At 65.8% G+C, this 20,853-nt stretch carries 21 protein-coding genes, 1 other RNA gene and 1 pseudogene; 10 read left to right on the forward strand and 13 right to left on the reverse strand.

Translation table 11 applies throughout. The annotated features are described in order from the left end of the window. Positions 1-3 precede the first annotated feature (3 nt). Positions 4-582, reverse strand: coding sequence for a hypothetical protein (locus ACCQ15_RS04350; protein ID WP_008576405.1), 579 nt, complete (start codon positions 580-582; stop codon positions 4-6). A gap of 341 nt (positions 583-923) precedes the next feature. Between ACCQ15_RS04350 and ubiH the strand changes: the two genes are divergently transcribed. The 5 genes from ubiH (at position 924) to ACCQ15_RS04375 (ending at position 5,876) form a co-directional block, all read left to right on the forward strand. After that, positions 924-2,132 (forward strand): 2-octaprenyl-6-methoxyphenyl hydroxylase, encoded by a 1,209-nt coding sequence (gene ubiH / locus ACCQ15_RS04355; protein ID WP_218506751.1) that lies wholly within the window; start codon positions 924-926, stop codon positions 2,130-2,132. Then, positions 2,129-3,310, forward strand: a complete 1,182-nt coding sequence (locus tag ACCQ15_RS04360; protein WP_372381250.1) for a UbiH/UbiF family hydroxylase — start codon at positions 2,129-2,131, stop codon at positions 3,308-3,310. The genes ubiH and ACCQ15_RS04360 overlap by 4 nt, the downstream gene beginning before the upstream one ends. A gap of 127 nt (positions 3,311-3,437) precedes the next feature. After that, entirely contained in the window at positions 3,438-4,160 is a 723-nt protein-coding gene (locus ACCQ15_RS04365) for an alpha/beta fold hydrolase (RefSeq protein WP_372381251.1), read from the forward strand. A gap of 102 nt (positions 4,161-4,262) precedes the next feature. Then, on the forward strand, positions 4,263-4,694 hold the full coding sequence (locus ACCQ15_RS04370) for a nuclear transport factor 2 family protein (protein ID WP_372381252.1): 432 nt from the start codon (positions 4,263-4,265) through the stop codon (positions 4,692-4,694). A gap of 150 nt (positions 4,695-4,844) precedes the next feature. Continuing rightward, the gene (locus ACCQ15_RS04375) at positions 4,845-5,876 is read left to right on the forward strand and encodes a SphA family protein (RefSeq protein ID WP_372381253.1); all 1,032 of its coding nucleotides are present in this window, start codon (positions 4,845-4,847) and stop codon (positions 5,874-5,876) included. A gap of 161 nt (positions 5,877-6,037) precedes the next feature. On the opposite strand, the gene ACCQ15_RS04380 is transcribed toward ACCQ15_RS04375, so the two are convergent. Next, positions 6,038-6,712, reverse strand: coding sequence for a GntR family transcriptional regulator (locus ACCQ15_RS04380; RefSeq protein WP_005917283.1), 675 nt, complete (start codon positions 6,710-6,712; stop codon positions 6,038-6,040). A gap of 234 nt (positions 6,713-6,946) precedes the next feature. On the opposite strand from ACCQ15_RS04380, the gene ACCQ15_RS04385 reads away from it, so the two are divergent. The 3 genes from ACCQ15_RS04385 (at position 6,947) to ACCQ15_RS04395 (ending at position 9,281) form a co-directional block, all read left to right on the forward strand. Further along, positions 6,947-7,843, forward strand: coding sequence for a gallate dioxygenase (locus ACCQ15_RS04385; protein WP_011346486.1), 897 nt, complete (start codon positions 6,947-6,949; stop codon positions 7,841-7,843). Positions 7,844-7,853: 10 nt separating this feature from the next. Then, on the forward strand, positions 7,854-8,213 hold the full coding sequence (locus ACCQ15_RS04390; RefSeq protein WP_011346487.1) for a protocatechuate 3,4-dioxygenase subunit alpha: 360 nt from the start codon (positions 7,854-7,856) through the stop codon (positions 8,211-8,213). A 66-nt stretch (positions 8,214-8,279) separates the two neighbouring features. Continuing rightward, positions 8,280-9,281 carry a LysR substrate-binding domain-containing protein gene (locus tag ACCQ15_RS04395; protein ID WP_008572588.1) on the forward strand — a complete coding sequence of 334 codons (1,002 nt, stop codon included), beginning with the start codon at positions 8,280-8,282 and terminating at the stop codon, positions 9,279-9,281. Positions 9,282-9,457: 176 nt separating this feature from the next. On the opposite strand, the gene ACCQ15_RS04400 is transcribed toward ACCQ15_RS04395, so the two are convergent. The 7 genes and pseudogenes from ACCQ15_RS04400 to ACCQ15_RS04430 all read right to left on the reverse strand — a co-directional run bounded on the left by ACCQ15_RS04400 (position 9,458) and on the right by ACCQ15_RS04430 (position 16,499). Next, positions 9,458-10,936, reverse strand: a complete 1,479-nt coding sequence (locus ACCQ15_RS04400; RefSeq protein ID WP_372381254.1) for an AMP-binding protein — start codon at positions 10,934-10,936, stop codon at positions 9,458-9,460. A 204-nt stretch (positions 10,937-11,140) separates the two neighbouring features. Beyond that, a pseudogene (locus tag ACCQ15_RS04405) lies at positions 11,141-12,612 on the reverse strand (aldehyde dehydrogenase). A gap of 83 nt (positions 12,613-12,695) precedes the next feature. Beyond that, positions 12,696-13,523, reverse strand: coding sequence for a p-hydroxycinnamoyl CoA hydratase/lyase (locus tag ACCQ15_RS04410; protein WP_008572593.1), 828 nt, complete (start codon positions 13,521-13,523; stop codon positions 12,696-12,698). Between the two features lie 45 nt (positions 13,524-13,568). Then, on the reverse strand, positions 13,569-14,042 hold the full coding sequence (locus ACCQ15_RS04415; protein WP_008572595.1) for a MarR family winged helix-turn-helix transcriptional regulator: 474 nt from the start codon (positions 14,040-14,042) through the stop codon (positions 13,569-13,571). A 145-nt stretch (positions 14,043-14,187) separates the two neighbouring features. Further along, complete coding sequence (locus ACCQ15_RS04420; protein WP_031421198.1) at positions 14,188-14,589, reverse strand: EF-hand domain-containing protein; 402 nt, start codon at positions 14,587-14,589, stop codon at positions 14,188-14,190. A gap of 200 nt (positions 14,590-14,789) precedes the next feature. Then, entirely contained in the window at positions 14,790-15,512 is a 723-nt protein-coding gene (locus ACCQ15_RS04425) for a hypothetical protein (RefSeq protein ID WP_014089445.1), read from the reverse strand. An 81-nt stretch (positions 15,513-15,593) separates the two neighbouring features. Next, positions 15,594-16,499, reverse strand: a complete 906-nt coding sequence (locus ACCQ15_RS04430) for an SMP-30/gluconolactonase/LRE family protein (protein ID WP_008572599.1) — start codon at positions 16,497-16,499, stop codon at positions 15,594-15,596. A 123-nt stretch (positions 16,500-16,622) separates the two neighbouring features. Between ACCQ15_RS04430 and ACCQ15_RS04435 the strand changes: the two genes are divergently transcribed. Beyond that, positions 16,623-17,732, forward strand: coding sequence for a Gfo/Idh/MocA family protein (locus ACCQ15_RS04435; protein ID WP_011346492.1), 1,110 nt, complete (start codon positions 16,623-16,625; stop codon positions 17,730-17,732). Positions 17,733-18,243: 511 nt separating this feature from the next. On the opposite strand, the gene rlmM is transcribed toward ACCQ15_RS04435, so the two are convergent. Genes rlmM through ACCQ15_RS04450 form a run of 3 tightly spaced genes read right to left on the reverse strand, consistent with a single transcriptional unit; the run spans position 18,244 to position 20,267 of the window. Beyond that, positions 18,244-19,287, reverse strand: a complete 1,044-nt coding sequence (gene rlmM / locus ACCQ15_RS04440; protein WP_008572601.1) for a 23S rRNA (cytidine(2498)-2'-O)-methyltransferase RlmM — start codon at positions 19,285-19,287, stop codon at positions 18,244-18,246. A gap of 39 nt (positions 19,288-19,326) precedes the next feature. Beyond that, positions 19,327-19,887: a nucleoside deaminase gene (locus tag ACCQ15_RS04445; protein ID WP_008572602.1), complete on the reverse strand. Its 561-nt coding sequence runs from the start codon at positions 19,885-19,887 to the stop codon at positions 19,327-19,329. Continuing rightward, entirely contained in the window at positions 19,887-20,267 is a 381-nt protein-coding gene (locus tag ACCQ15_RS04450) for a hypothetical protein (protein ID WP_372381540.1), read from the reverse strand. The genes ACCQ15_RS04445 and ACCQ15_RS04450 overlap by 1 nt, the downstream gene beginning before the upstream one ends. 265 nt (positions 20,268-20,532) lie before the next feature. Between ACCQ15_RS04450 and ACCQ15_RS04455 the strand changes: the two genes are divergently transcribed. Then, a non-coding RNA gene (locus tag ACCQ15_RS04455) (sX9 sRNA) lies at positions 20,533-20,607 on the forward strand. 13 nt (positions 20,608-20,620) lie between these two features. Here the strand turns inward: ACCQ15_RS04455 and ACCQ15_RS04460 are convergent. Next, positions 20,621-20,830, reverse strand: coding sequence for a hypothetical protein (locus ACCQ15_RS04460; protein WP_162012997.1), 210 nt, complete (start codon positions 20,828-20,830; stop codon positions 20,621-20,623). Positions 20,831-20,853 lie beyond the last annotated feature (23 nt).

The raw sequence follows: 20,853 nt of genomic DNA on the forward strand, positions 1-20,853 counted from the left end.
GGCTTAGCCGGCGTAGGGCTGGCGACGCGGTGCGGACAGGCGCTCGGCAGCCACCTGGATCACCGCGGCGGCCGCCACGTACAGCGCGGCACTGCGCAGATAGGGCCCCAGCCAGTCGGTGTAATTCTTGAACCAGCCGGCCACGGTCGGGTCGGCCACGCTGGCGCTGATCCAGTAGAAGCTGCCCTGGGCGATCAGCTGGCACAACGCCACGGCGATCAGCAGGGCCGGCACCAGCCGCGCCAGCGCGCTCCACTGTGCGCCATGATAGTGCCGGCGCAGCCACATGCCGCCGGCCCACAGCGCGAAATACGCCGGGATCAGGCACCAGTAGGCCGGCGACACGCAGTAGTGCTGCCAGAAGCTCAGGCCCTGGCCGGTGATCACCAGCCAGTCCACCGCCACGGCCAGCAGCATCAGCAGTGGAAATGCCAGCTTGGTGCGCGCAGCCAGATGAAATCCGCCGATGAAGAACACCGCCCAGGACGCATCCGGAACCGGCGCGAAGTGATTGATCCGCGTGGCTGCCATCAATACGGCGAGCAGACTCAGAATCAGGGTGTCGTGCGAGCGAGAAGTCATGCGCGGAGCGGGCCGGATTACAGGCCCTGGAGTGTAGCGTGGAAGTGGTGCTGCCCGCGGCTTGGGCACGGCAGCTGCAGAACGAGTGCGCAGTGCCAGGCGCGCGTGGGCGGCGCCCGGAATCGGCCTGCACCACGCCTAGATCGCCGCGTCCGGGTGCGCCGTCCGCGCCCGCCTTGCGACTGCCCGCCACGCTGTGCCAGCCGCTGCATGCATTTTGGGGGGCGCGTGACGCGCTGCGCTGCGTGCGAGCCGGGCAAGGCGCAGATGGGCAGCGGGCGCGGCAAGATGTCCCGCCCTCCGGCGGCAACGCGCAGGGGGCGAAGGCTTATCATGTGCGGATGACACATCCCCATGACGTTCTGATCGTTGGCGGCGGCCTGGTCGGCTCCAGCCTTGCGATTGCGCTGGACCGCCTCGGCCTGGATGTCGGGCTGGTGGAGGCCACCCCGGCCGGCACGCCGCCGGCAGTGTTTGATCAACGCAACCTCAGTTTCGCCGCGGCCACGGTGAACGCGCTGGGTGCGCTCGGGGTGATGGCCAAGCTGCGCAGCCCGCCCGGGCCGATCCGGCGCATCCATGTCAGCCGCGCCGGGGACTTCGGCCGCGTGCAACTGAGCGCGGCCGATTACGGCCGCGACGCCTTCGGCCAGGTGGTGGTGGCACGCGACTTCGGCGATGCCTTGCAGACCCGTCTGGACGAACTGACCCATCTGCGGCGTTACCGGCCTGCGCGGTGCATCGGCATAGAGCCGGTGCAGGACGACGTGCGCGCGGTGCGCCTGGCCACCGATGCGGGCGAGCAACGTGTGCAGGCCAGACTGGTGGTCGGCGCCGATGGCAGCCATAGCGCGGTGCGCGAGCTGCTGCATATCGGTACCGATGCCCATGATTTCCTGCAGACCCTGTTCGTGGCGCGCGTGCGTGCGTCACGACCGCCCGATGGCACGGCCTGGGAGCGTTTTGGCGAACATGGGCCAACTGCGCTGTTGCCACGCGGCGACCGCCATTACGGTGCGATCCACTGCGTGGCGCGCGCCGAGGCCGAGGCCGTGGCTGCGCTCGATGACGCCGGCTGGCTGGCGCGCCTGCAGCGTGCCGCCGGCTGGCGTGCCGGGCGCTTCGTCGCCACCGGCGAGCGCAGTGCCTATCCGCTGGTGCAGGTGCTGGCCAACAGCCTCATCGCCGAGCGCGTGGTGCTGTTGGGCAATGCCGCGCAGACGCTGCATCCGATCGGTGCGCAGGGCTTCAACCTGGGGCTGCGCGATGCGCTGACGCTGGCCGAATTGATCGAGCACGATCGCAGCGATGCCGGTGCCGGTGCGTTGCTGGCCGAGTATCTGGCGCGGCGGCGGGTGGACCGCGAGCACACCATCGGGTTTTCCAGCGGTCTGGCGCGACTCACCGGCAACCCGGCGCCGTTGCTGCGGCCGTTGCGTAGCCTGGGCTTGTTTGCCACGTCGCAGGCGGCCCCGCTGCAATCGATGCTGGTAGGCGGTGCCATGGGCTTTCGTGGCGATGTGCCGCAGCTGTGCCGGAGCAGCGCATGAGCCGGCGCAGCACGCGTGATGCGGTGATCGTCGGCGGTGGCGTCGTCGGCGCCGCCTGCGCGCTGGCGTTGAACGATGCCGGCCTGAGCGTTGCCCTGGTCGAAGGGCGTGAGCCTGTCCGCTGGCACGCCGATCAACCCGATCTGCGTGTCTATGCCTTCGCCGCCGACAACGCCGCGTTGCTCGACAGCCTGGGCGTGTGGAATGCGGTGCGTGCCGCGCGTGTGCAGCCTTACCGGCGCATGCGGGTCTGGGATGCCGGTGGCGGTGGCGAGCTGGGCTTCGACGCCGACACGCTGGGACGCGAGCAACTGGGATGGATCATCGAAAACGACGTGCTGGCGGACCGCTTGTGGGCCGCCGTGCATGCGGCCGGCATCGAAGTGCATTGCCCGGCACGCGTGGTCGAACTGGAGCAGGACGCCGCCAGCGTGCGCCTGCGCCTGGACGATGGCAGCCGGCTGGAAGCGGCAATGGCCATTGCTGCCGATGGTGCGGCCTCCACCCTGCGTGAACTCGCCGGGCTGCCGGTCTCCCGGCATGCCTACGCACAGCGCGGCGTGGTTGCCTTCGTGGAAACCGAGCACCCGCATCAGGCCACCGCCTGGCAGCGCTTCCTGACCACCGGGCCGCTGGCCTTCCTGCCGTTCGCCGATGGCCGCAGTTCGATCGTGTGGACCTTGCCGGATGCCGACGCCGAGCGCGTGCTGGCGCTGGACGATGCCGATTTCTCGCGTGAGTTGACCCAGGCCTTTGCCGCGCGCCTGGGCGAGGTGCGCGTGGTGTCGGCACGCACTGCCTTCCCGCTGCAACGGCAGCTGGTGCAGCAGTACGTCAGCGGCCGCGTGCTGACCCTGGGCGATGCCGCGCATGTGGTGCATCCGCTGGCCGGGCAGGGCGTCAACCTGGGCCTGCGCGATGTGGCGGCATTGCGGCAGAGCGTGCGCGAGGCGATGGCCAAACGTGCCGATTGGGCCGCGCCGCATCGCCTGCAACGCTGGGCACGTACCCGGCGCAGCGAGAACACCGTGGCCGCCTACGGCTTCGATGCGATCAATACGGTGTTTTCCAACGACGAAATGCACCTGACCTTGTTGCGCGGATCGGTATTGGGCCTGGCCGGCACGTTGCCGCCGTTGGTCGATGCGCTGTGGAAGCGCGCCTCCGGCGGCGCGTGAGCCAATCGCACCCGCCGCCGGAATCGGCGTCGGCGGCTGTCTGTCATGCCTTGATATGCCTTTGATGCTATAGCGAAGGCAGCAGTTTCCATACGACGTGCGTGGCTGCCATGGCTACAGTCGCGCCATGACCTCGTCTGCGCCTCCTTCGTCCAAGCCGGCAGTGCTGTTGTTGTGCGGCCTGCTGTGCGACGCCGCCATCTGGCAATCGCAGCGCGTCGCGCTGCGCGATCTGGCCGATGTGCAGGTGATGGATTTCGCCGGCTTCGACAGCATCGCGCAGATGGCCGCGCATGTATTGGACGTTGTACCGCCGCACTTTGCGCTGGCGGGACATTCGATGGGCGGGCGGGTCGCGCTGGAAATCATGCGCCAGGCGCCCGCGCGCGTGCTGCGGCTGGCCCTGCTCGATACAGGCATCGCGCCGCGCCGCGACGGCGAACGCGAAGAGCGGCTTGCATTGGTGCGACTGGCGCATGCCCAGGGAATGCAGGCGCTGGCTCAGCGCTGGTTGCCGCCGATGCTGCACCCCGATCACCGCGCCGATGGCGCGTTGATGGATGGCTTGATGGCCATGGTGCAACGGCAAAGCGCGCAAAGTTTTGCTGGGCAGACCAATGCCCTGCTGGAACGCCCCGATGCGGCACCGGTGCTCGCGCACATCACATGCCCGACGTTGTTGGGAGTCGGGCGACAGGACGCGTGGAGCCCATTGGCGCGGCATCAGGACATGGCGCGACACATTCCGCAGGCGCGGCTGGCGATTTTCGAACACTGCGGGCACATGGCGCCGGTGGAGGCACCTGCCGCCGTCAGCGACGCGCTGCGCGACTGGTTGCAGGCCGCGTGATGGCGCGCCCGCCGAACGCATGGGACTACGGGGCCACTGCTGCCGAAACACGCAGTTCGCCGGGTGTCGAGATTGCCTTGGTCACGCCTTGAGGAACGCTGCATGCACGGCGACGTCTCGATCATCATTGCCTGCGAGCAAGCGATCCGCCGGTTCGCGCTGTACAACGACCGCCATGATCATGCCGGCCTGGCCGCGTTGTTCACCGACGATGGTGTGTTCGCGCGTCCCAGTGCACCGGATGCGCCCGTGCGGGGGCGCGAGGCCATCTTGCAGTCGTTTCGCGAGCGTGCGCCGCGCACCACGTGCCACCTGATGCTCAATACCTTGGTCAGCGTCCAGTCGCACACGCTGGCGCACGCGCACAGCCATGTCCTGCTCTACACCGCCGGCGATACCTCCGCAGCGCCGCCGTGGACGGCGCAATCGCCGGCATTGCTGGGCAGCTTCGAGGATGTGCTGGTGCTCGAGCAGGGGCGCTGGTTGTTCCAGCAACGGCTCGGGTCGCTGCTGCTGCGGGTCGGCACCGGCTGAGTCGGCGCATCCGGGCTGCAGACAACACCGTTACCCATCGCTGTCCCGATGGCGCATGTCGCGTGCCGCCGTCTTTGAGTCCTGTTTTCTCCCCCTCCCCGTCGCGTCGCGTCGCAGTCATCCATTCCCTTTGCATCGGAGATTCGCCTAGTGGAACGCGTCCGTTCGTCTGTTCGTTGTGGTTCGGTGTTGCCGCATGCGCTGTCGCCTCGTCAACCTGCATTGATCATCGCTGCCTTGCTGGCCGCAGCGTCGCCAGCAGCGTGGGCGCAGGCCGTGCCGGAAACCGCGGCGCCACCGCAAGGCATCAATTTGGGTGGCACCAGTTTTCTAGATGGCTTCAGTTCCATGAAGCCTGGATGGACGGCCATCGAGTATCTGCGGTACTACGATTTCGATGCGATCAAAAATGCCAACGGCGATAATTCGCCGGCGTTCCGCGACCCCAGCGTTGGGGTCAGCGTCGCGTTGACCCAGCTCATCTACGTCACGCCCTACACCTGGAAGGGCGGTTCGTTGAGCTTCAATGCGATCGTGCCGCTGGTCAATTACGACACCTCCGTCGCTGCCGATAGCCCGGTGCGCTTGAGCAGCAATGGCTTGGGTATTGGCGATATCTCGTTCGGGCCGGCGCTGCAGATGCCGCCGGTGATGCGCGATGGGCGGGTGTTGTTCTTCCAGCGATTTGCCATCGACGCCTTCGCGCCCGTGGGCAAGTTCGATCGCGATATCGCCATCAACCAGAGCACCGGTTTCTGGTCGGTCGCACCGCATTGGGCCTTCACCGTGCAACCCAGCGACAACTGGGAAATCAGCGGGCGGCTGAATTACCTCTACAACTTCCGCACCAGCCGCGCCGGCGGTGTGCCGCCGATTCCCGGGTTCCGTTTTCGCAACGGCCAGGCCGGCGATGTGCTGTGGGCAAACTTCGCCAGCTCGGTCAAGGTCACCGAACAATTGCGTCTGGGCATCAATGGGTATTACCTGCAGCAGTTAAAGAACAACCGCACCAACGACCAGAGCATTCCCGACAGCAAGCGCAGGCAGTTCTACGTTGGTCCCGGGTTGTCCTGGCGGTTCGACGAAAAGAACCTTCTCAACTTCAACGTTTACCTCCCCATCGAGGTCGAGAACTCGGTGGCGGGCAATAGCTACAACCTGATGATTGTGCACTCGCTGTAACGTGTGCCGGTCATGTGTCCCGCATTGCCTGTGCCGCGGTGCCGGCATGTGGACGACGCTGATGCGATGCGTCACGCGAACATGCTTGCGCAGGAGGCCCGGCCTCATCGCTCAAGCCGGGTGCCTGGCGCGCAGGGGTATCGACGAGCAAAGCGCCCGTCTCACAGTCCCATGCTGTGCCGTTGCGTGTTGGCGTGTTCGCGGAACAGCAATTCCGCGCGTGCGCCATCGCGTTGCTCGATGGCCGAGACGATCGCGCCGTGTTGCCTGTGTCCGTAAAACAGATCGTCGTAGGCAAGCGCGGCAGTGCGTTGGCCGAACACGACGTTGACCGGGCTGACGAACGGCACCAAAGTGCAGCGCTCCACCGTTTCGGTCAGGATCGGCTTGTTGGCCGCCTCCACGATGGCGCGATGGAAACGGGCATTCATTGCGCCATATGCCTGCTCGTCGTCGGCACGGAGATTGCGGCTGGCCAGGATGCGGTCGCCTTCGCCCAGGCAGGCGTACAAGGTGGCGAGCAACTCGGCGGGGGCGCCCCGTTCGGCGACGGTGCGCGCGGCCATGCCTTCCATCACTGCGCGCACCGCCAGTGCATCCAGGCTTTCCTGCTGGCTGAAGCGCCGCACGGCGTAACCACGGTTGCCTGCCTGCACCAGCAGGCCTTCCTGGCACAACGCCGGCAGGGCCTGGCGGATCGGCGTGCGCGAAAGCGCCAGGCGCTCGGCCAGTGCCGCCTCGGTGAGGCGCTCGCCCGGCGCGAAGGTGCCGCACAGGATCAATTCGCGTAGCTGCTGGATCGCTTGCAATCGGTGGTTGTTCGCCATTGGCTCCATTCTCTCGCGCCATACCGCAGCGCACGTTCCTTCGACAGGGAAAACTCGCACTTACGTGTATAAAAACCTTGCGGATGAGATCGCTTGATGGCAATTTGGATCCCAAGGATACCGTTTTGGCGATCCGAAGTCGTTGGTCGTCCTTTGTTGGGATCCATTGCGTTGCAGATCCCAATCACCCACTGATGCGCGCCTGCCCCGACCGGGGCCCGGCCCGCGTCGCAGGAGCACAACATGGCAAGCATCATCGGCGGTATCGGGACCTCGCACGTTCCCACCATCGGGGTGGCCTACGACAAGGGCAAGCAGCAGGACCCGGTATGGAAACCGTTGTTCGACGGCTACACGCCAGTGGCCGCGTGGCTGGCCGAGCAACGGGCCGACGTGCTGGTGTTCTTCTACAACGACCACTGCACGACGTTCTTCTTCGATCTGTATCCCACCTTCGCGCTGGGCGTGGGCGAACGCTTTCCGGTTGCCGACGAAGGCGCGGGGCTGCGCGAGCTGCCGCCGATCCGCGGCGACGTGCAGTTGCAGGCGCATATCGCCGAATGCCTGGTCAATGACGAATTCGACCTGACCGTGTTCCAGGACAAGCCGATCGACCACGGCTGCGCAGCGCCGCTGCCGCTGCTGTGGCCGCATGTGCCGGACTGGCCGGGCACGGTGGTGCCGATCGCCATCAACGTGCTGCAGTACCCGCTGCCGACGGCGCGGCGCTGCTATCGCCTGGGCCAGGCAGTGCGCCGCGCGATCGAATCGTATCCGGAAGATCTTCGGGTGGTGGTGGTGGGCACCGGTGGGCTATCGCACCAGATCCATGGCGAGCGCACGGGCTTCAACAACACCGAATGGGACATGGAATTTCTGGACCGGTTCCAGCATGCGCCCGAGACACTCACCGATCTCACCCACACCGATTACGTGCGCCTGGGCGGTGCGGAGAGCGTGGAGCAGATCATGTGGCTGGCGATGCGCGGCGCGCTGGATGGGCCGATCCGCAAGCTGCATCAGAACTACTACCTGATGACCACCACGGCGATGACCGTGGTGCTGTACGAGCCGGGCGAAGAAGCGGCCGGCGCGCCGCGTTCGGCCGAGCTGCTTGCGCGCACTGCCGCTGCGGCCTGAGGAGGTGCTGATGAATCCGCAAACCCATGGCATGGAGCAGATCGGCGGCACGTACCTGTTCGATCTGCGTACCAGCAATCGCGCGCTGCGCCTGAACCGCTTTTTCTGGCACATGATCCGCGCCCCGTGGCGCGATCGTTTCTTGCAGGATGCAGAAGCATTGATGCAGGAAGCCGAACTCACCGAGCAGGAGAAGGCGCTGATCCGTGCACGCGACTGGCTGGGCCTGGTGCAATACGGCGCCAACTTCTTCGTCATCGAAAAATTCGCGCGCGTGGTGCGCATGACCAATCTGCAGGTCTACGCAATCATGCGCGGCGAATCGTTCGAAGACTTCATGCAGACGCGGCGTGTGCCCCATGCGCGCTGAGCCGGGCGTATCGGCTCAGCGCCGCATCGTCGCGTTACCCGACTTCCCAACCCAAGGTCTCCCCCAATGACCATGTCCTCCGTGTTCTTCGAACACCGCATCAAGGTGCGGCACCTGCGTGTCATCGAGGCGCTGGACCGACAGAAAAGCCTGTTGCGCGCCTCACGCGTCTTGAATGTCACCCAGCCTGCGCTCACGCGGGCCTTGCAGGAGATCGAAGAGATCGTCGGTGCGCCGCTGTTCGAGCGGCATTCGCGCGGCGTCCGCCCCAACGCGATGGGCGAGGTGCTGGTGCAGACGGCGCATGTGGTACTGGGGCAGTTGCGACGCGCGCAGGACACCTTCGAAGGGCTGCTGCAGGACGATGCGCTCACGATCACCGTGGGTGCCTTGCCGGTGGCGGCCAGCGGTCTGCTGCCGGCGGTGCTGGCCGCGCTGTATCGCACCGAGCCCACGCTGCGGGTGCGCCTGCTGCACGGCCGCACCGATGAGCTGTTGCCCAAGCTGGCCGGTAACGAGATCGATCTGGTGGTCGGGCGGTTGTATCCGCTGGCCCGCTACGACGCACTGATTCGCAAGGTGTTGTACCAGGACCCGATTGCGCTGGTGGCGCGCAGCGACCACCCGCTGTTCGCCAATGGGCCGGTGCGCGTTGCCGAGGCGGTCGCGTACCGGCAGGTGCTGCCGACCCTGAGCCAGCATGTCGAACGCGACGTGGCGCAGGTCATGCGCGAGCACGGTCTTGCGACGCGCGACCAGTTGCGTTCCAGCTCGGCCAGTTTCACGCGCGAAATCCTGCTCGGCACCGACAGCATTGCGGTGATGCCGAGCATGATGGTGGCCGGCGACATCGCACGCGGCGAGTTGCGTGCCTTCCAGCTGCAGCAGCCCTCGCAGGCGCGCGCAGGCGGGGTGATCTATCGCGATGGCGCCGCAATCCACAAGCCGGGCGTGCGCTTGCTGATGCGCGAGCTGGAGCACCAGCTGGCCCTCATGGCCGAACAGGGCGCGGTGTGGGTGGACGACCGTGTTGGCGAAGACGATGTGTTGCTGGATGCCTCTGCGTGATCGCATAATGCCGGCGCAACACGCGGCACTTCGCGATTCCTGCTGAGCTGCATCAACGCGCAACGGGTTGTCGCGCGCGGCTGCACACGGTGGATCGTGCGCCGCGCCACAGCAACGGGCAGCCCAGGCTGCCCGTTGCTGTGGCGGTGTGCATTCGCGCCCGATGCGACGGCACCTCAGGTGTCACTGGCCAAGGTGTCCTTCAGGCGCGCTTTTTGTAATTTGCCAGTCGCCGTGCGTGGCAAGGCATCCACCAGCCGCAGATGCTTGGGCACCTTGTACTTGGCCAGCCGTGCGGTCAGGTAGGTGCGGATCTCCTCCAGGTCCGGCGCCGCAGCGGCCGGCACGATCGCCAGATAGCCCACCTCGCCCCATTGCGGGTCGGCCAGGCCGACCACCGCGCACTCGCGGATGTCCGGATGGTCTGCGAGCAACGCTTCGATCTCTGCCGGGTACACGTTCTCGCCGCCGGAAATGAACATGTCCTTCTTGCGGTCGACGACCCAGAAGAAGCCGTCGGCATCGCGTTGCACGATATCGCCGGTACGGAACCAGCCCTGCCCATCGAGCACGTCGGCGCTCGCCTGCGGGTCGCGCCAGTAACCGGGGCTGAGGTTGGGACCGCGCAAGAGCAATTCGCCGGGAACGCCCGCCGGGCAGTCGTTCCCATGGTCGTCGACCACGCGCGTCTGCACCGATGGCGTTGCGATGCCGGCCGCACCCAGCTTGTTGCGGATCACATCGCAGTCCACCGACATGCCGAACGCCGTGCCGGCTTCGCTCATGCCGAAGCCGCAGACCATCGGGATGCCATCGTCCAGCCAGCCAAGCAGATCGTCGCTGGCGTGCGGCGCGCCGCCGCTGACCAATGCGGTGAGATGGCGCAGCGCTGCCGCATCGAAGCCGGGCTGATTGCGAAATGCCTGCATCATCTGCGGCACGCCGACGTAATGCGTGATTCCCAGCGATGGATCGGCAAGCCAGCCCAACGAGCGTTTGGGATCGAAGCCATTGGAGACCTGGATCGAACCGCCCACCGCCAGCGCTGAGCGCACATTGGTGACCAGGCCGATGATGTGGAACATCGGTGCTTCGCACAGAAAGCTGCTGCGTGCGTCCACGCGTGTGGTGACGCCGAAGTTATGCGCGGCATGCTGCAGGTTCTGCTCGCTGAGCATCACGCCCTTGGGCTGACCCGAGGTGCCGGAGGTAAACAGGATCAGGCTGACACGATCCGGCGGAATCGATGGCGTGTCGGCAGGCTCCAGTGCATCGGCGCTCGCGATAAAGCCTGCTAAGGCTTCCATGTCCGTGCGACCGGCAGCGACATCGTCGCCCAGCAATACGCGTGGCTCTGCGCGTTGCAGCAGCGCATCGAGCTCGCTCGCGCTCAACCGCCAGTTGAGCGGTACATAGATCGCGCCGACCCGCCCGCAGGCGAAGTGCAAGGCCACCTGCCACACCGAATTGCGCGCCAGCACGGCGAGCCGCTCTCCATCGACGCAGCCACGCCGGCGCAACAAGGCCGCCAGGCGGCCCACCAAGGCGTCCAGTTCGGCATAGGTCCATTTCAGGCCCAGCACTAGGTCGCGTGCGGCAAACTGTTGCGGCGAGAGACGGGCGTGGAAGGCGATCGAGTCAGTCGGCATGGCCATGGCGCGGTCTTCTGGAAGAGTGGGAAGTGACTGGTGTGAGTGCGAGTGCTGCGTGCGAAAGGTTTAGACGTCCCGGAGAACGTGATGCGCACGTGGCGGATGCAGCCACGCGTGCGCCTGCGCACGGCAGGCACGCAATGCGCTATCGGTTGGCGATGTGTGCATGCCGGTACGCACGCAGGCGCGCGTTGTTTCGGCTGTGCGCTAGCTCAGGTAGAGGGTTTTGGTTTCGAGGAAGGCATGCAGACCTTCGATACCGCCTTCGCGGCCGATACCCGAGTGCTTGAAGCCACCAAACGGCATGCTGATATCGACCCACATGCCGTTGATCGCATGACTGCCGCTGCGCACGCGGCGCGCGATGCGATAGGCGCGTTCGGCGTCTTCGCTGTAGATGGTGCCGTGCAGGCCGTAGTCGCTGGCATTGGCCTTGGCGATGAGGTCGGCTTCGTCGTGGTAGTCGATGAAGCTCACCACCGGTCCGAAGATTTCCTCGCGCGCAATGGTCATGTCCGGCGTCACCTCTGCAAACACCGTCGGTTCGACGAAGAAGCCGCGCGACAGGTGTGCCGGGCGGCCTCCGCCCATGGCCAGGCGTGCGCCCTGCGCCTTGCCTTTGGCGATGTAGGACTGCACACGCTCGAGCTGGCGGCCCAGGGCCAACGGGCCCATCCCGGTGTCTGCCGCAAACGGGTCGCCCAGTTTCACTGCGCTCAGTGCCGCGCAATATGCCTGCAGGACTTCTTCGCGGCGCTGCGCCGGCACCAGGACGCGCGTCAACGAGAAGCACACCTGTCCGGCGATCGGCATGGAGTAGGGCACCAGGGTGGGCAGCACCTTGGCGATGTCGGCGTCCTCCAGCACGATTGCTGCCGATTTGCCGCCCAGCTCCAGGCCAACCCGTGCCAGGCGCTCGGCGCAGGCGATGCCGATCGAGCGGCCGGCCTGGGTGGAGCCGGTGAAGCTGACCTTGCCCACGTGCGGGTGGCGGATCAATTGCTCGCCCACTTCGCGGCCGGCGGGGAGCAGGTTGAACACGCCATCGGGCACGCCGGCGGCGCTGATGCACTCGGCCAGGATATAGGCATCGATCGGCGTTTCCGGCGAGGGCTTGGCCACCACCGTGCAGCCGGCAGCCAGCGCGGCGGCGACCTTGTAGCACAGCAATACCAGCGGCGCGTTCCAGGGCGTGATCGCGGCGACCACGCCGACCGGCTCCTGCACCACACATGCACGCGGCCACCGTTGGGGCGCACACGTGGTTCGACGAATGCGTGGGTGGCAATCAGGTCGGCATAGTAGTCGAATAAATCCGGCGCCTGCTGCGAGGCGCGCTTGCTGAAGCCAAGGGTCGCGCCCACCTGGCCCGTCCATGCTTCGGCCAACTCCGGCATGCGTGCACGCAAGTGGTCGGCCACCCGCTTGAGTGCCACGCTGCGCGCTTGCGGGGAGAGCTGCGGCCAGGGGCCGTGGTCGAAGGCGCGGCGTGCAGCGGCGATGGCCGCTTCGGTGTCTGCGTGCGAGGGTTCGGTGTAGCGCAGCAGCCGTTCTTCGGTATGCGGCGCGATCACATCGACCGTGCGATCGCCGGTGCTTGCGCGCCATTGCCCGTCGATGAACAGGCCCAGGGGACCTCGCGCGGCGATGCCGCGCAGCGTTTCGGATAAGGCTTCCATACTCCCTCCTCGGTGCAGAAAACCACTGGCAGCGCCAGCGATGCACGCACAACGCGCACCGCTTCGGACGCCGTAGGACGCGCTTACGCTCGGTGTTTGCTGAGGTCGTACTCGCCCAGGCCGGGCTTGTAGCTCTTCTCGTCGATGAACTGACGGATGCCTTCCTTGCGGGCGTTGTTGTCGAACGAGTTGGCCGCTTCCTGCATGCGTACCAGGTAATCCTCGGCTTCGTCGTAGGTCATGGTGCCGACGCGGCGCACCGCATCCTTGGCGTACTTGAGCGCGACCGGGTTCTTGCGCAGCAACAGTTCGGCCACTTCGCGGGTGCGTGCCTCCAGGCGTTCCAACGGCACGCTTTCGTTGACCAGGCGCCATTCGGCAGCCTTCTTGCCATCCACCATTTCGCCAGTCAGCGTCATCCACATCGCATCGCGCATCGACAGCAGTTCCACCGCGACCTTGGTGACGCCACCGCCGGGCAGTATGCCCCAGTTGATTTCCGACAGGCCAAACTGCGCCTCATCGGCGGCAATCGCCAGATCGCACGCAAACAGCGGGCCGAAGCCACCGCCGAAACACCAGCCGTTGACCATGGCGATGGTCGGCTTCTGATACCAGCGCAGGCGACGGAACCAGCCATACGATTCGCGCTGCGAGCGCCGCACGCCACGCAGGCCCTGCGCTTCGGTTTCGCGGAAATATTCCTTCAGGTCCATGCCCGCCGACCAGGCGGTGCCTTCGCCGCCGAGCACCAGCACGCCGACGTTGTCGTCGAACTCCAGCTCGTCCAGCACGTCCATCATGCGGCGGTTGAGCGCCGGGCTCATCGCGTTGCGCTTGTCGGGGCGCGCGAACTTCACCCAGGCGATGCGGTTTTCGATGCGAACCGATACCACGTCATGCTCGTTCAAGCGGCGTCTCCTTCGAGTCGTGAGAGTGCTGGTGTGTTGATGGGCTCAGAGTGCTTCGGCCAACGCGGTGTCTGGCGCGGCGGCGCGCTCCAGTGCAGCGCTGGCGTTCAACTTGCAGAGCAGCCGCAGCAGGGTCTGTTGTTCGCTGGCCTGCAGGCCGGTGCAGGTGCGTTCGCCCGCGCGCGCCAGGCAGCCCTGCGCAACCAGCAGCGTGCGCTCGCCCGAGTCGGTGAGGTACAGGCCCTTGCTGCGACGATCGCGGCCAGCAAGGCGTTCGATCAGGCCTTGCTCGGCCAGCGCATTGGCGATCTTCATGCCGGCGGCGCGGTTGACCAGCAGACGGTTGCCCAGCTCGGTCTGGTCGCAGCCGGGTTGATCGCGGATGTGGATCAACGCGGTCACGCGCGCCGGGGTGAGCTGTAGCTCGGCCAATTCCTGGCGCGCGGCGTGGCTGGAGGCCAGGGCGGCGAGTTGCAGCTGGTAGCCAAGATCGGCGGCAAGTGAAAGGCGAGCAGTCATCGGTCCGTCCAGATTGTATCCGTTAAATACAATCTAGCCGACCGAAGCGGGCCCTGCAAGAGGGGGCGATGGCGTGATGCGAAGCACAGTGCGCGGCTGCGTAGTACAGCCGCGCCCGCCGTACGACGATCAGCGGATCAGCGGATCAGCGGATCAGCCAGCCAGCGAGCTGTTCGCGGGTCAGGTAACCGCTGTGACGGGTGTCGAGCGCGTCGAATTCATCGGCCAGGGCAGGGTTGGCCTGCGCCTCCGCACGGCTGATGCGGCCATCGCCATCGGTATCCATGGCTTCAAAATCGATGCGGTAGCTGCCGACCACGCTGTTGGGCTGGATCGAACGCACGATCACGCTGGATTCGCCGCGCGGGCGCTCCAGTTCGGTTTGATGGGTGACTTCGCCACTGGACAGCGGCTGGGTGCGGATGGCACTGGGCACGTCGATCAGCGGCATGCTGCTGGCCGGCGTGGGCGCCTGCTGCGCCTGTGCGGCAGTGCAGAGCAATAGCGACAGCGTGGAGACGAGTGTGGCAAGACTGCGGTTGGTCATCAGATCCCCCTGATGCGGAACAGCCCACAAGCATAGAGCCTGGCGGCCTTTTGCGCTGTGCGTGACGGTGGCGCGCCGCTTGGCGATGGGGATACGCTGTTGGAGTGTCAGAGGCGGCGAACGGGTCTTGTCGCGCTGCTGCATCGTTGCCCTGAGCGAGCACTGCGCATTGCATCGCGCAGTGCTCTGGTTGGCGCCACTCAGCCGGGAATGAAGGGGAAGACGATCTTCAGTAGTCCCTTCAGGCCGCCCTCCGCCGTGCTTGTCACCGCCTTGGCACCCAGGCTGTTGAGTGCGCGGCGCACGTCGTCCCAGCGCAACTGCGCAATGTCCTTCTTGAGCAGATCCGACACCTCTTCTGCGGTGGGCGTGAGCTTCTGCAATGCGCGCACAGTGGCGTGCGGATCCGGTTGCAGGTAGCCCCAGCGCTCGGCGATTTTCAGCAGCGTGTCGAAGCGCACCGCGACCACTTCGCGGTTGCGTTCGTACACCGGCAGCGCACCGACATCGAGAATGGCTTGCTCGAACTGTTGCGCGTCGTCGGGATGTTCGATGCGCACCGCCAAAAAGCCTTCCTTGCGGCTGCGTTCGCTGACATGTTTTGCACCCGAGCGCAGATTGTCTTCGGTGAGCACGTTGGCAACGATGCGCTGCATCGCGGCGTCGCCCTCTTCGGGCACCAGCGAGCGCCAACGCGCATAGCCATCGCGCCGCAGCGCCTTGACCTTGGCCGAAGTCACCCGCAACTGCAATGCGACCGCAGCGTTGGAGCTGTTGCGCGAGATGGCGCCATCGCGTTCGAGCAGCACGAAGATCAACAATTCCAGGTCACGCTTGGTCAGCGACTGGAACCCCTGCAACAGGGTCAGGCGCAGAAATTCGCTGCCGAAGGCGGCCGCGTCCTTCAATTCGATCGGTTGCATGGGGAGTCCTCCACAGGTGACCTGCAGCATGCCAGGACGCTGTTGCGCGGCCTGAGAACCAATGCGACGCACACGCCAGTTTCAGTGTCCGGTTTCGCGCCCGCGACGATCGGACCTGAACGTTTCAACTGCGCCGCGGTCCTGCAAGGTGACGAACACCTGCTTGCCATCGGCGCCGCCGAAGGCCACGTTGCTGGCCTTGCGCCCCTTCAATGCAACCGTGCGCAGCAGCTTGCCCTGCGGCGACACCACTGCAATCTGCCCGGCATCGTAGCGGGCGATGTACAGATTGCCGTCGGCATCGCAGCGCATGCCGTCCATGCCGAAATCGGGGAAGCTGATCAGCAGCCGTTTGTTGCGCAGGCTGCCGTCGCTGCCACGGTCGTAGGCCCACACCTTGCGCGACATGCTTTCATTGACATACAGCTGTTTGCCGTCGGGGCTGACATCCAGGCCGTTGGGCGTGGTCATCCCTGCCTCCAGCAGCCGCACCGCGCCGTCGCGGCCGATGTGCCACAAGCGCCCGCCATTGTCCTTCCAGTTCGGGTCGCTGGCGTAGAAGCTGCCATCGGGCGCCAGCGCCAGATCGTTGGGGCCATCTGCCTCGGGCAATGCCGCGAACGTGCTGACCGCACGCGTCTGCATGTTGACCTGCAGGATCTTGTGGCCGGTGTAATCGGCGACATACATGGTGCCGTCGCGAAAGCGGATGCCATTGCCGGTGCTTCCCTCGGGCAAGGTGACGAACACCTCGGCACGTGCGCCGCCGTCGGCCTGCAGCGCGATGCGCGCGATGGTGCCGTCCTTGCCCAGGTTCACCGCGTACAGCGCGCCATCCGGACCGGTCGCCGGGCCTTCGGCATTGTGTGTGAATGCGCCATCGCCGATCAGATCGCGCGCAACGAAGGGAGTGTCGGCAGCGCTGGCGAGCGAACTGGACAACAGGAGCGCCAGCGGCAGATAGCGAAGATGGGCAACGACGGTCATGCGCAATGCTCCGGATGTGATCGCCAGCAGTGTGCCAGAACGTGCAGCGCGACCATGGCGGTGATCACACCCGATCAAGTAAGGTGCGCGAGCAGTACGCCCACACTCGCGAAGGAGGTTTGCATGTCCGTGGAATCGATCACACGTCGCCGCTTGCTTGCCGCCTTTGGCGGTGCAGGCATCCTGCTGGCTGCACCGACGTGGGCAGTGCCGAAGAAAAAGCCCGGAAAACCGCTCAATGTCGCGTTGGTCGGGTTGGGTAGTTATGCCAGCGAACAGCTCGCGCCCGGCCTGGCGCTGACCAAGCATTGCAAGCTTGCCGGGATCGTCACCGGCACGCCGTCGAAGATTCCGCAGTGGCAGTCCAAGTACGGCATCGCCGACCGCAATGTCTACAACTACGAGAACTTCGATCGTATCGCCGACAACGACGACATTGATGTGGTGTACATCGTCACGCCAACGCATCTGCATGCGCCACTGACCCTGCGTGCGGCTGCCGCGGGCAAGCATGTGTGGTGCGAGAAGCCGATGGCGATGCACGCCGGTGAATGCGAGGCCATGATTGCTGCCTGCAAACGCAACAAGGTGGCGCTGACGATCGGCTACCGCATGCAGCATGAGCCCAACACGCGGCGCGTGATTGCGATGGCCAGCGAAAAACCGTTCGGCGCGATGCAACGCGTGCGTGCCGAGGCCGGGTACAACGGCTATCAAGGCACCGCCAAGGCCGACCGCCCGTGGCGGTTGCGCTCGCAGTTCGGTGGCGGCGCGATGTACGACATGGGCGTGTATCCGCTCAATGCCGCGCGTTACACCGTGGGCACCGAGCCGCTGGCAGTAACGGCCAAGCGCTGGACCGACCGACCCGATCTGTTCGATGAAGTCGACGAGCACATGGACTTCACCCTGGAGTTTCCCAATGCGGTGCGCGCCGAGTGCAAGACCAGCTTCGGCAAGAACATGAATGTGCTGCGCGCCGAATGCGAGCGCGGTTGGTACGAGTTGTCGCCGTTCCAGAGCTACCAGGGCGTGACCGGCAAGGCCAGCGATGGCCGCGTGTTCGACGCCAAGGTGCCGCATCAGCAAGCGCTGCAGATGGACGAAGACGCGCTGGCCATCATGAACGGCACGCCATTACGTGCGCCGGGCGAAGAAGGCCTGCGCGACATCCGCATCGTCGATGCGATCTACCGCTCGGCGCGCGAGGGCAGCAAGCGCATCGTGCTGTAAACGAGCTGGTTCCGGCGGCCAAGTGCCGCCGGGGCCACCGCAATAGCAAGCAGCGGCCCAGGGCCGCCAGGCATGGCAGCACACAGCGGCCAACACACATTCTGACTGTGGAGCGAGCAAGCGGCCAACCGGCCGCGGTGCGTCACGCCCGCAATCAATGGCCGACAGCTGCAAGCAGCACACCAGCGGCAACCAGCGGCCGCAGAAATGTTGATTCAGTGAGAAGAGCAAGCGTCAATTTCGCAAAAGCGAGTCGCGCCAGTCGGGAAGCAATTTCTACTACAAGGCACGGGACCAACCATCACGAGGATTCCCGTTGCACGCCTCAGGCGCGCTTCAAACGCTCAGAGCATCGCTGTGCAGGAATGATTCAAAACGCTCCGTGAACGTCGCGCGGTGGTCGAAGGAATCGACGACAGAATATACAGCCGAACCGGCCAACCGCTTTTACGATTCCCGAATCCCGAATCCCGAATCCCAAATCCCAAATCCCAAATCCCGAATCCCAGCCTCACTCCCGCATCGCCAGTACCGTGATCTCCTCGCGATCGTGATACAGCTGCTTGGCGCGCACGATCAATGATTTTTCTGCCTGTTGCTCGAACAGGTCCAGGCACAGGCGGGTCTCGTCCCAGCGCTTTTTCATCGGCAGCTTGAGGTTGAAGATGGTGTTGCGGCACCAGCCTTCGCGCACCCAGGTGGCCATGCGTTCGGCCACGCGGCGCGGCTGCTCGACCATGTCGCAGACCATCCAGTCCAGCGGCTGCGCGGGCTTCCAGTGGAAGCCGTCGGCGCGCAGGTGCTCCACCAGCCCGGTCTCCAGCACATGCTCGCGCAGCGGGCCGTTGTCCACGCTGGTGACGTGCACGTGCTGCCGCGTCAGTACCCAGGTCCAGCCGCCGGGCGCAGCGCCCAGATCGGCCGCGCGCATGCCCGGCTTGACCAGTGCGTCGCGTTCTTCGGGCGTGAGCAGCGTCAGCAGGGCCTCGTCGAGCTTGAGGGCAGAGCGCGAAGGCGCTTCCGGCAGCAATTTCAGGCGTGGAATGCCCAGCGGCCACGGCGCGCTGTCGGCGTTGTCGGCCACCGCCAGCAAGGCGTGGTCGCCGTCGAGAAAACAGACGTGCAACCGCGGTTGGCGCGGCTGCGGCTTGTCGGTGAGCAGGCCGGCCTTGCGCAGGGCCGGTCGCAGTGCATTGCCGAAGCTGCGCGCCAGGCCTGCAAGCGGCTTGCCAGCGTCCGAATCCGGGTGTTCCACCCACAGATCGCCAAACCGCTGCTGCCCGTCCAACGCGGCCAGGATCGGCGTGATGCGGTCCTTGGGGTCGATACCTTTCAGCTCGGCAATCACTACCAGCTTTTGCCGGGCGAAGATCAACTCGCGCCACTGCAGTTTTGCTGCAAGTTGCGCAGCCTCGTCGCAGACGAACAGCACATAGCCGTCGTTGCGTTGGGTGCGCGCATACCCGGCGATGCCGACGAATGCAGCGCGCGCGCTCAGTTCTGCGGCAAGCTCAGGTTCGAAACCCTGCCGGCAATAACACAGCAGGCCGCTCATCGCTGCACCTGCAGGAGGGCGCCCGCTGCGCCGGCGACATCAGTAATGGTCACCGCCGCCCTCGCCATAGTTGCGCAGCACTGCACACGCCTGGTCGCGCAGTACGTCGCGCACCACCTCGATGCCGCGGCGGCTCAGTTCACCCACCCAGTCGGCCGGCAACGGGCCTTCGTCGAATTGCGTCAGCGCCATCACGTCGTCGGCGCGCGCGCCGATCAGCAGGCGGTCGATGCCGGCCCATACGGTCGCGCCGTAGCACTGGCAGCACGGCTGCGCGGAGGTGGCCAGCGTCACCGGCGACAGCACATCGTTCAAGCGTGGCGTCTGCAGGCGCTGTTGCGCCAGCATGTAGGCCATGTTTTCGGCATGCGCCAGCGAGGTGGTCTGCGGCACCACGCGGTTCACTGCGGCGGCGATGATGCGATGGTCCGGGCCGAACACCACCGCGCCGAACGGGCCGCCGCTGCGTTCGCGCACATTCATCCGCGACAGCTCGATCGCCAGGGCCACCTTGTCCTCATCGCTGGGATAGGCGCGGCTGTCGTCGACATGCGCGTGGATCCAGTCGGGCAGGGTGAGGTGGATGTGCGCGTAAAGCATCAGTGGACCGTTTTTGTAGGGGGAGTGGCGGGGCGCAGTGTATCGGCCTGCGCGTCCTTTGCGGCACATTGACCGGCCACGCACTGGCAGGCGCTGATCTCGCGGAAGCCGCACACGCTCATCATGCCGCCAGCCTGGCATTGCGCCAGTACGCCGTTGGGGTCGGTGGCGCTGTTGACGTTGACGCAGGCCGGAAACGCACCGCAACAGTTGCCGACGTTCTTCACCGTGCAATCGGCATCGGTGCGGCAAGTGGTGGTGACGACCACCGCTTTGCCGGCTGCCGGGCCGCGTGTCGAGCCGGTCGCCGGAGGTGGCGTGGCGGTATCGGTCGGTGGTGCGGCCACGCAGCCAATCGACCCAAGACAGGCCAGCAGCAACAGCGTGCTCAGACACCGGGACAAAAGACGGGACATGCAGCCGCTCCGATCAGGATAGGTGAGCGGCCATGGTAAGCCCCGGGTGCGCGGAATGTGGCACGCGCAGGATCAGCTAGAAAATTCCGCAAGCCAGATCGTGCGCGCGTTGTGGCTGATGACGCTGGCGACGGCGTCGCGTGTGACCGAAACACGCCTGCAGCCTTGGAGCAGCTAACGAAACGACTGTGCAGCCGCCGGGCGGGCGCGGCCGCTGCCCGGAATCGGCATGTACCACGCGTCCACTCCGGTTGCTCCGCGCCGTCGTATCCGCCTGACGACTGCCCGCTAGGTGTTGTCAGCTGCTCTTGGTGAAGTCAACGCCGTCTGCGCAGTGACCGGTGGCAGCGCGTGGCAAGGTCCAGTTGCTGCATGCTTTCGTCGCGGCGATCGCTGGGCAGATCGTCATCCGGCCGACCCGGAAGCAGCGTACAGAACACCTCGGCCGGAGTCGCCGCGTTGGAGACGGGCGGCTGCGGCGAGCAGGCCGCCAGGCCGATCGACAGCGAAAACACCGCGCCGCGCAAGGTATTTGCAGGTGGGCGTAAGC

The sequence above is a fragment of the Xanthomonas sp. NCPPB 1754 genome (genome assembly GCF_041475725.2).
Taxonomy (GTDB): Bacteria; Pseudomonadota; Gammaproteobacteria; order Xanthomonadales; family Xanthomonadaceae; genus Xanthomonas; species Xanthomonas euvesicatoria.

Excerpts from the sequence above, each read along its gene's own strand:
- ACCQ15_RS04350 (WP_008576405.1), bottom strand. The coding sequence starts at position 582 with ATGACTTCTCGCTCGCACGACACCCTGATTCTGAGTCTGCTCGCCGTA.
- ubiH (WP_218506751.1), top strand. The coding sequence starts at position 924 with ATGACACATCCCCATGACGTTCTGATCGTTGGCGGCGGCCTGGTCGGC.
- ACCQ15_RS04360 (WP_372381250.1), top strand. The coding sequence starts at position 2,129 with ATGAGCCGGCGCAGCACGCGTGATGCGGTGATCGTCGGCGGTGGCGTC.
- ACCQ15_RS04365 (WP_372381251.1), top strand. The coding sequence starts at position 3,438 with ATGACCTCGTCTGCGCCTCCTTCGTCCAAGCCGGCAGTGCTGTTGTTG.
- ACCQ15_RS04370 (WP_372381252.1), top strand. The coding sequence starts at position 4,263 with ATGCACGGCGACGTCTCGATCATCATTGCCTGCGAGCAAGCGATCCGC.
- ACCQ15_RS04380 (WP_005917283.1), bottom strand. The coding sequence starts at position 6,712 with ATGGAGCCAATGGCGAACAACCACCGATTGCAAGCGATCCAGCAGCTA.
- ACCQ15_RS04385 (WP_011346486.1), top strand. The coding sequence starts at position 6,947 with ATGGCAAGCATCATCGGCGGTATCGGGACCTCGCACGTTCCCACCATC.
- ACCQ15_RS04390 (WP_011346487.1), top strand. The coding sequence starts at position 7,854 with ATGAATCCGCAAACCCATGGCATGGAGCAGATCGGCGGCACGTACCTG.
- ACCQ15_RS04395 (WP_008572588.1), top strand. The coding sequence starts at position 8,280 with ATGACCATGTCCTCCGTGTTCTTCGAACACCGCATCAAGGTGCGGCAC.
- ACCQ15_RS04400 (WP_372381254.1), bottom strand. The coding sequence starts at position 10,936 with ATGGCCATGCCGACTGACTCGATCGCCTTCCACGCCCGTCTCTCGCCG.
- ACCQ15_RS04415 (WP_008572595.1), bottom strand. The coding sequence starts at position 14,042 with ATGACTGCTCGCCTTTCACTTGCCGCCGATCTTGGCTACCAGCTGCAA.
- ACCQ15_RS04420 (WP_031421198.1), bottom strand. The coding sequence starts at position 14,589 with ATGACCAACCGCAGTCTTGCCACACTCGTCTCCACGCTGTCGCTATTG.
- ACCQ15_RS04425 (WP_014089445.1), bottom strand. The coding sequence starts at position 15,512 with ATGCAACCGATCGAATTGAAGGACGCGGCCGCCTTCGGCAGCGAATTT.
- ACCQ15_RS04430 (WP_008572599.1), bottom strand. The coding sequence starts at position 16,499 with ATGACCGTCGTTGCCCATCTTCGCTATCTGCCGCTGGCGCTCCTGTTG.
- ACCQ15_RS04435 (WP_011346492.1), top strand. The coding sequence starts at position 16,623 with ATGTCCGTGGAATCGATCACACGTCGCCGCTTGCTTGCCGCCTTTGGC.
- rlmM (WP_008572601.1), bottom strand. The coding sequence starts at position 19,287 with ATGAGCGGCCTGCTGTGTTATTGCCGGCAGGGTTTCGAACCTGAGCTT.
- ACCQ15_RS04445 (WP_008572602.1), bottom strand. The coding sequence starts at position 19,887 with ATGCTTTACGCGCACATCCACCTCACCCTGCCCGACTGGATCCACGCG.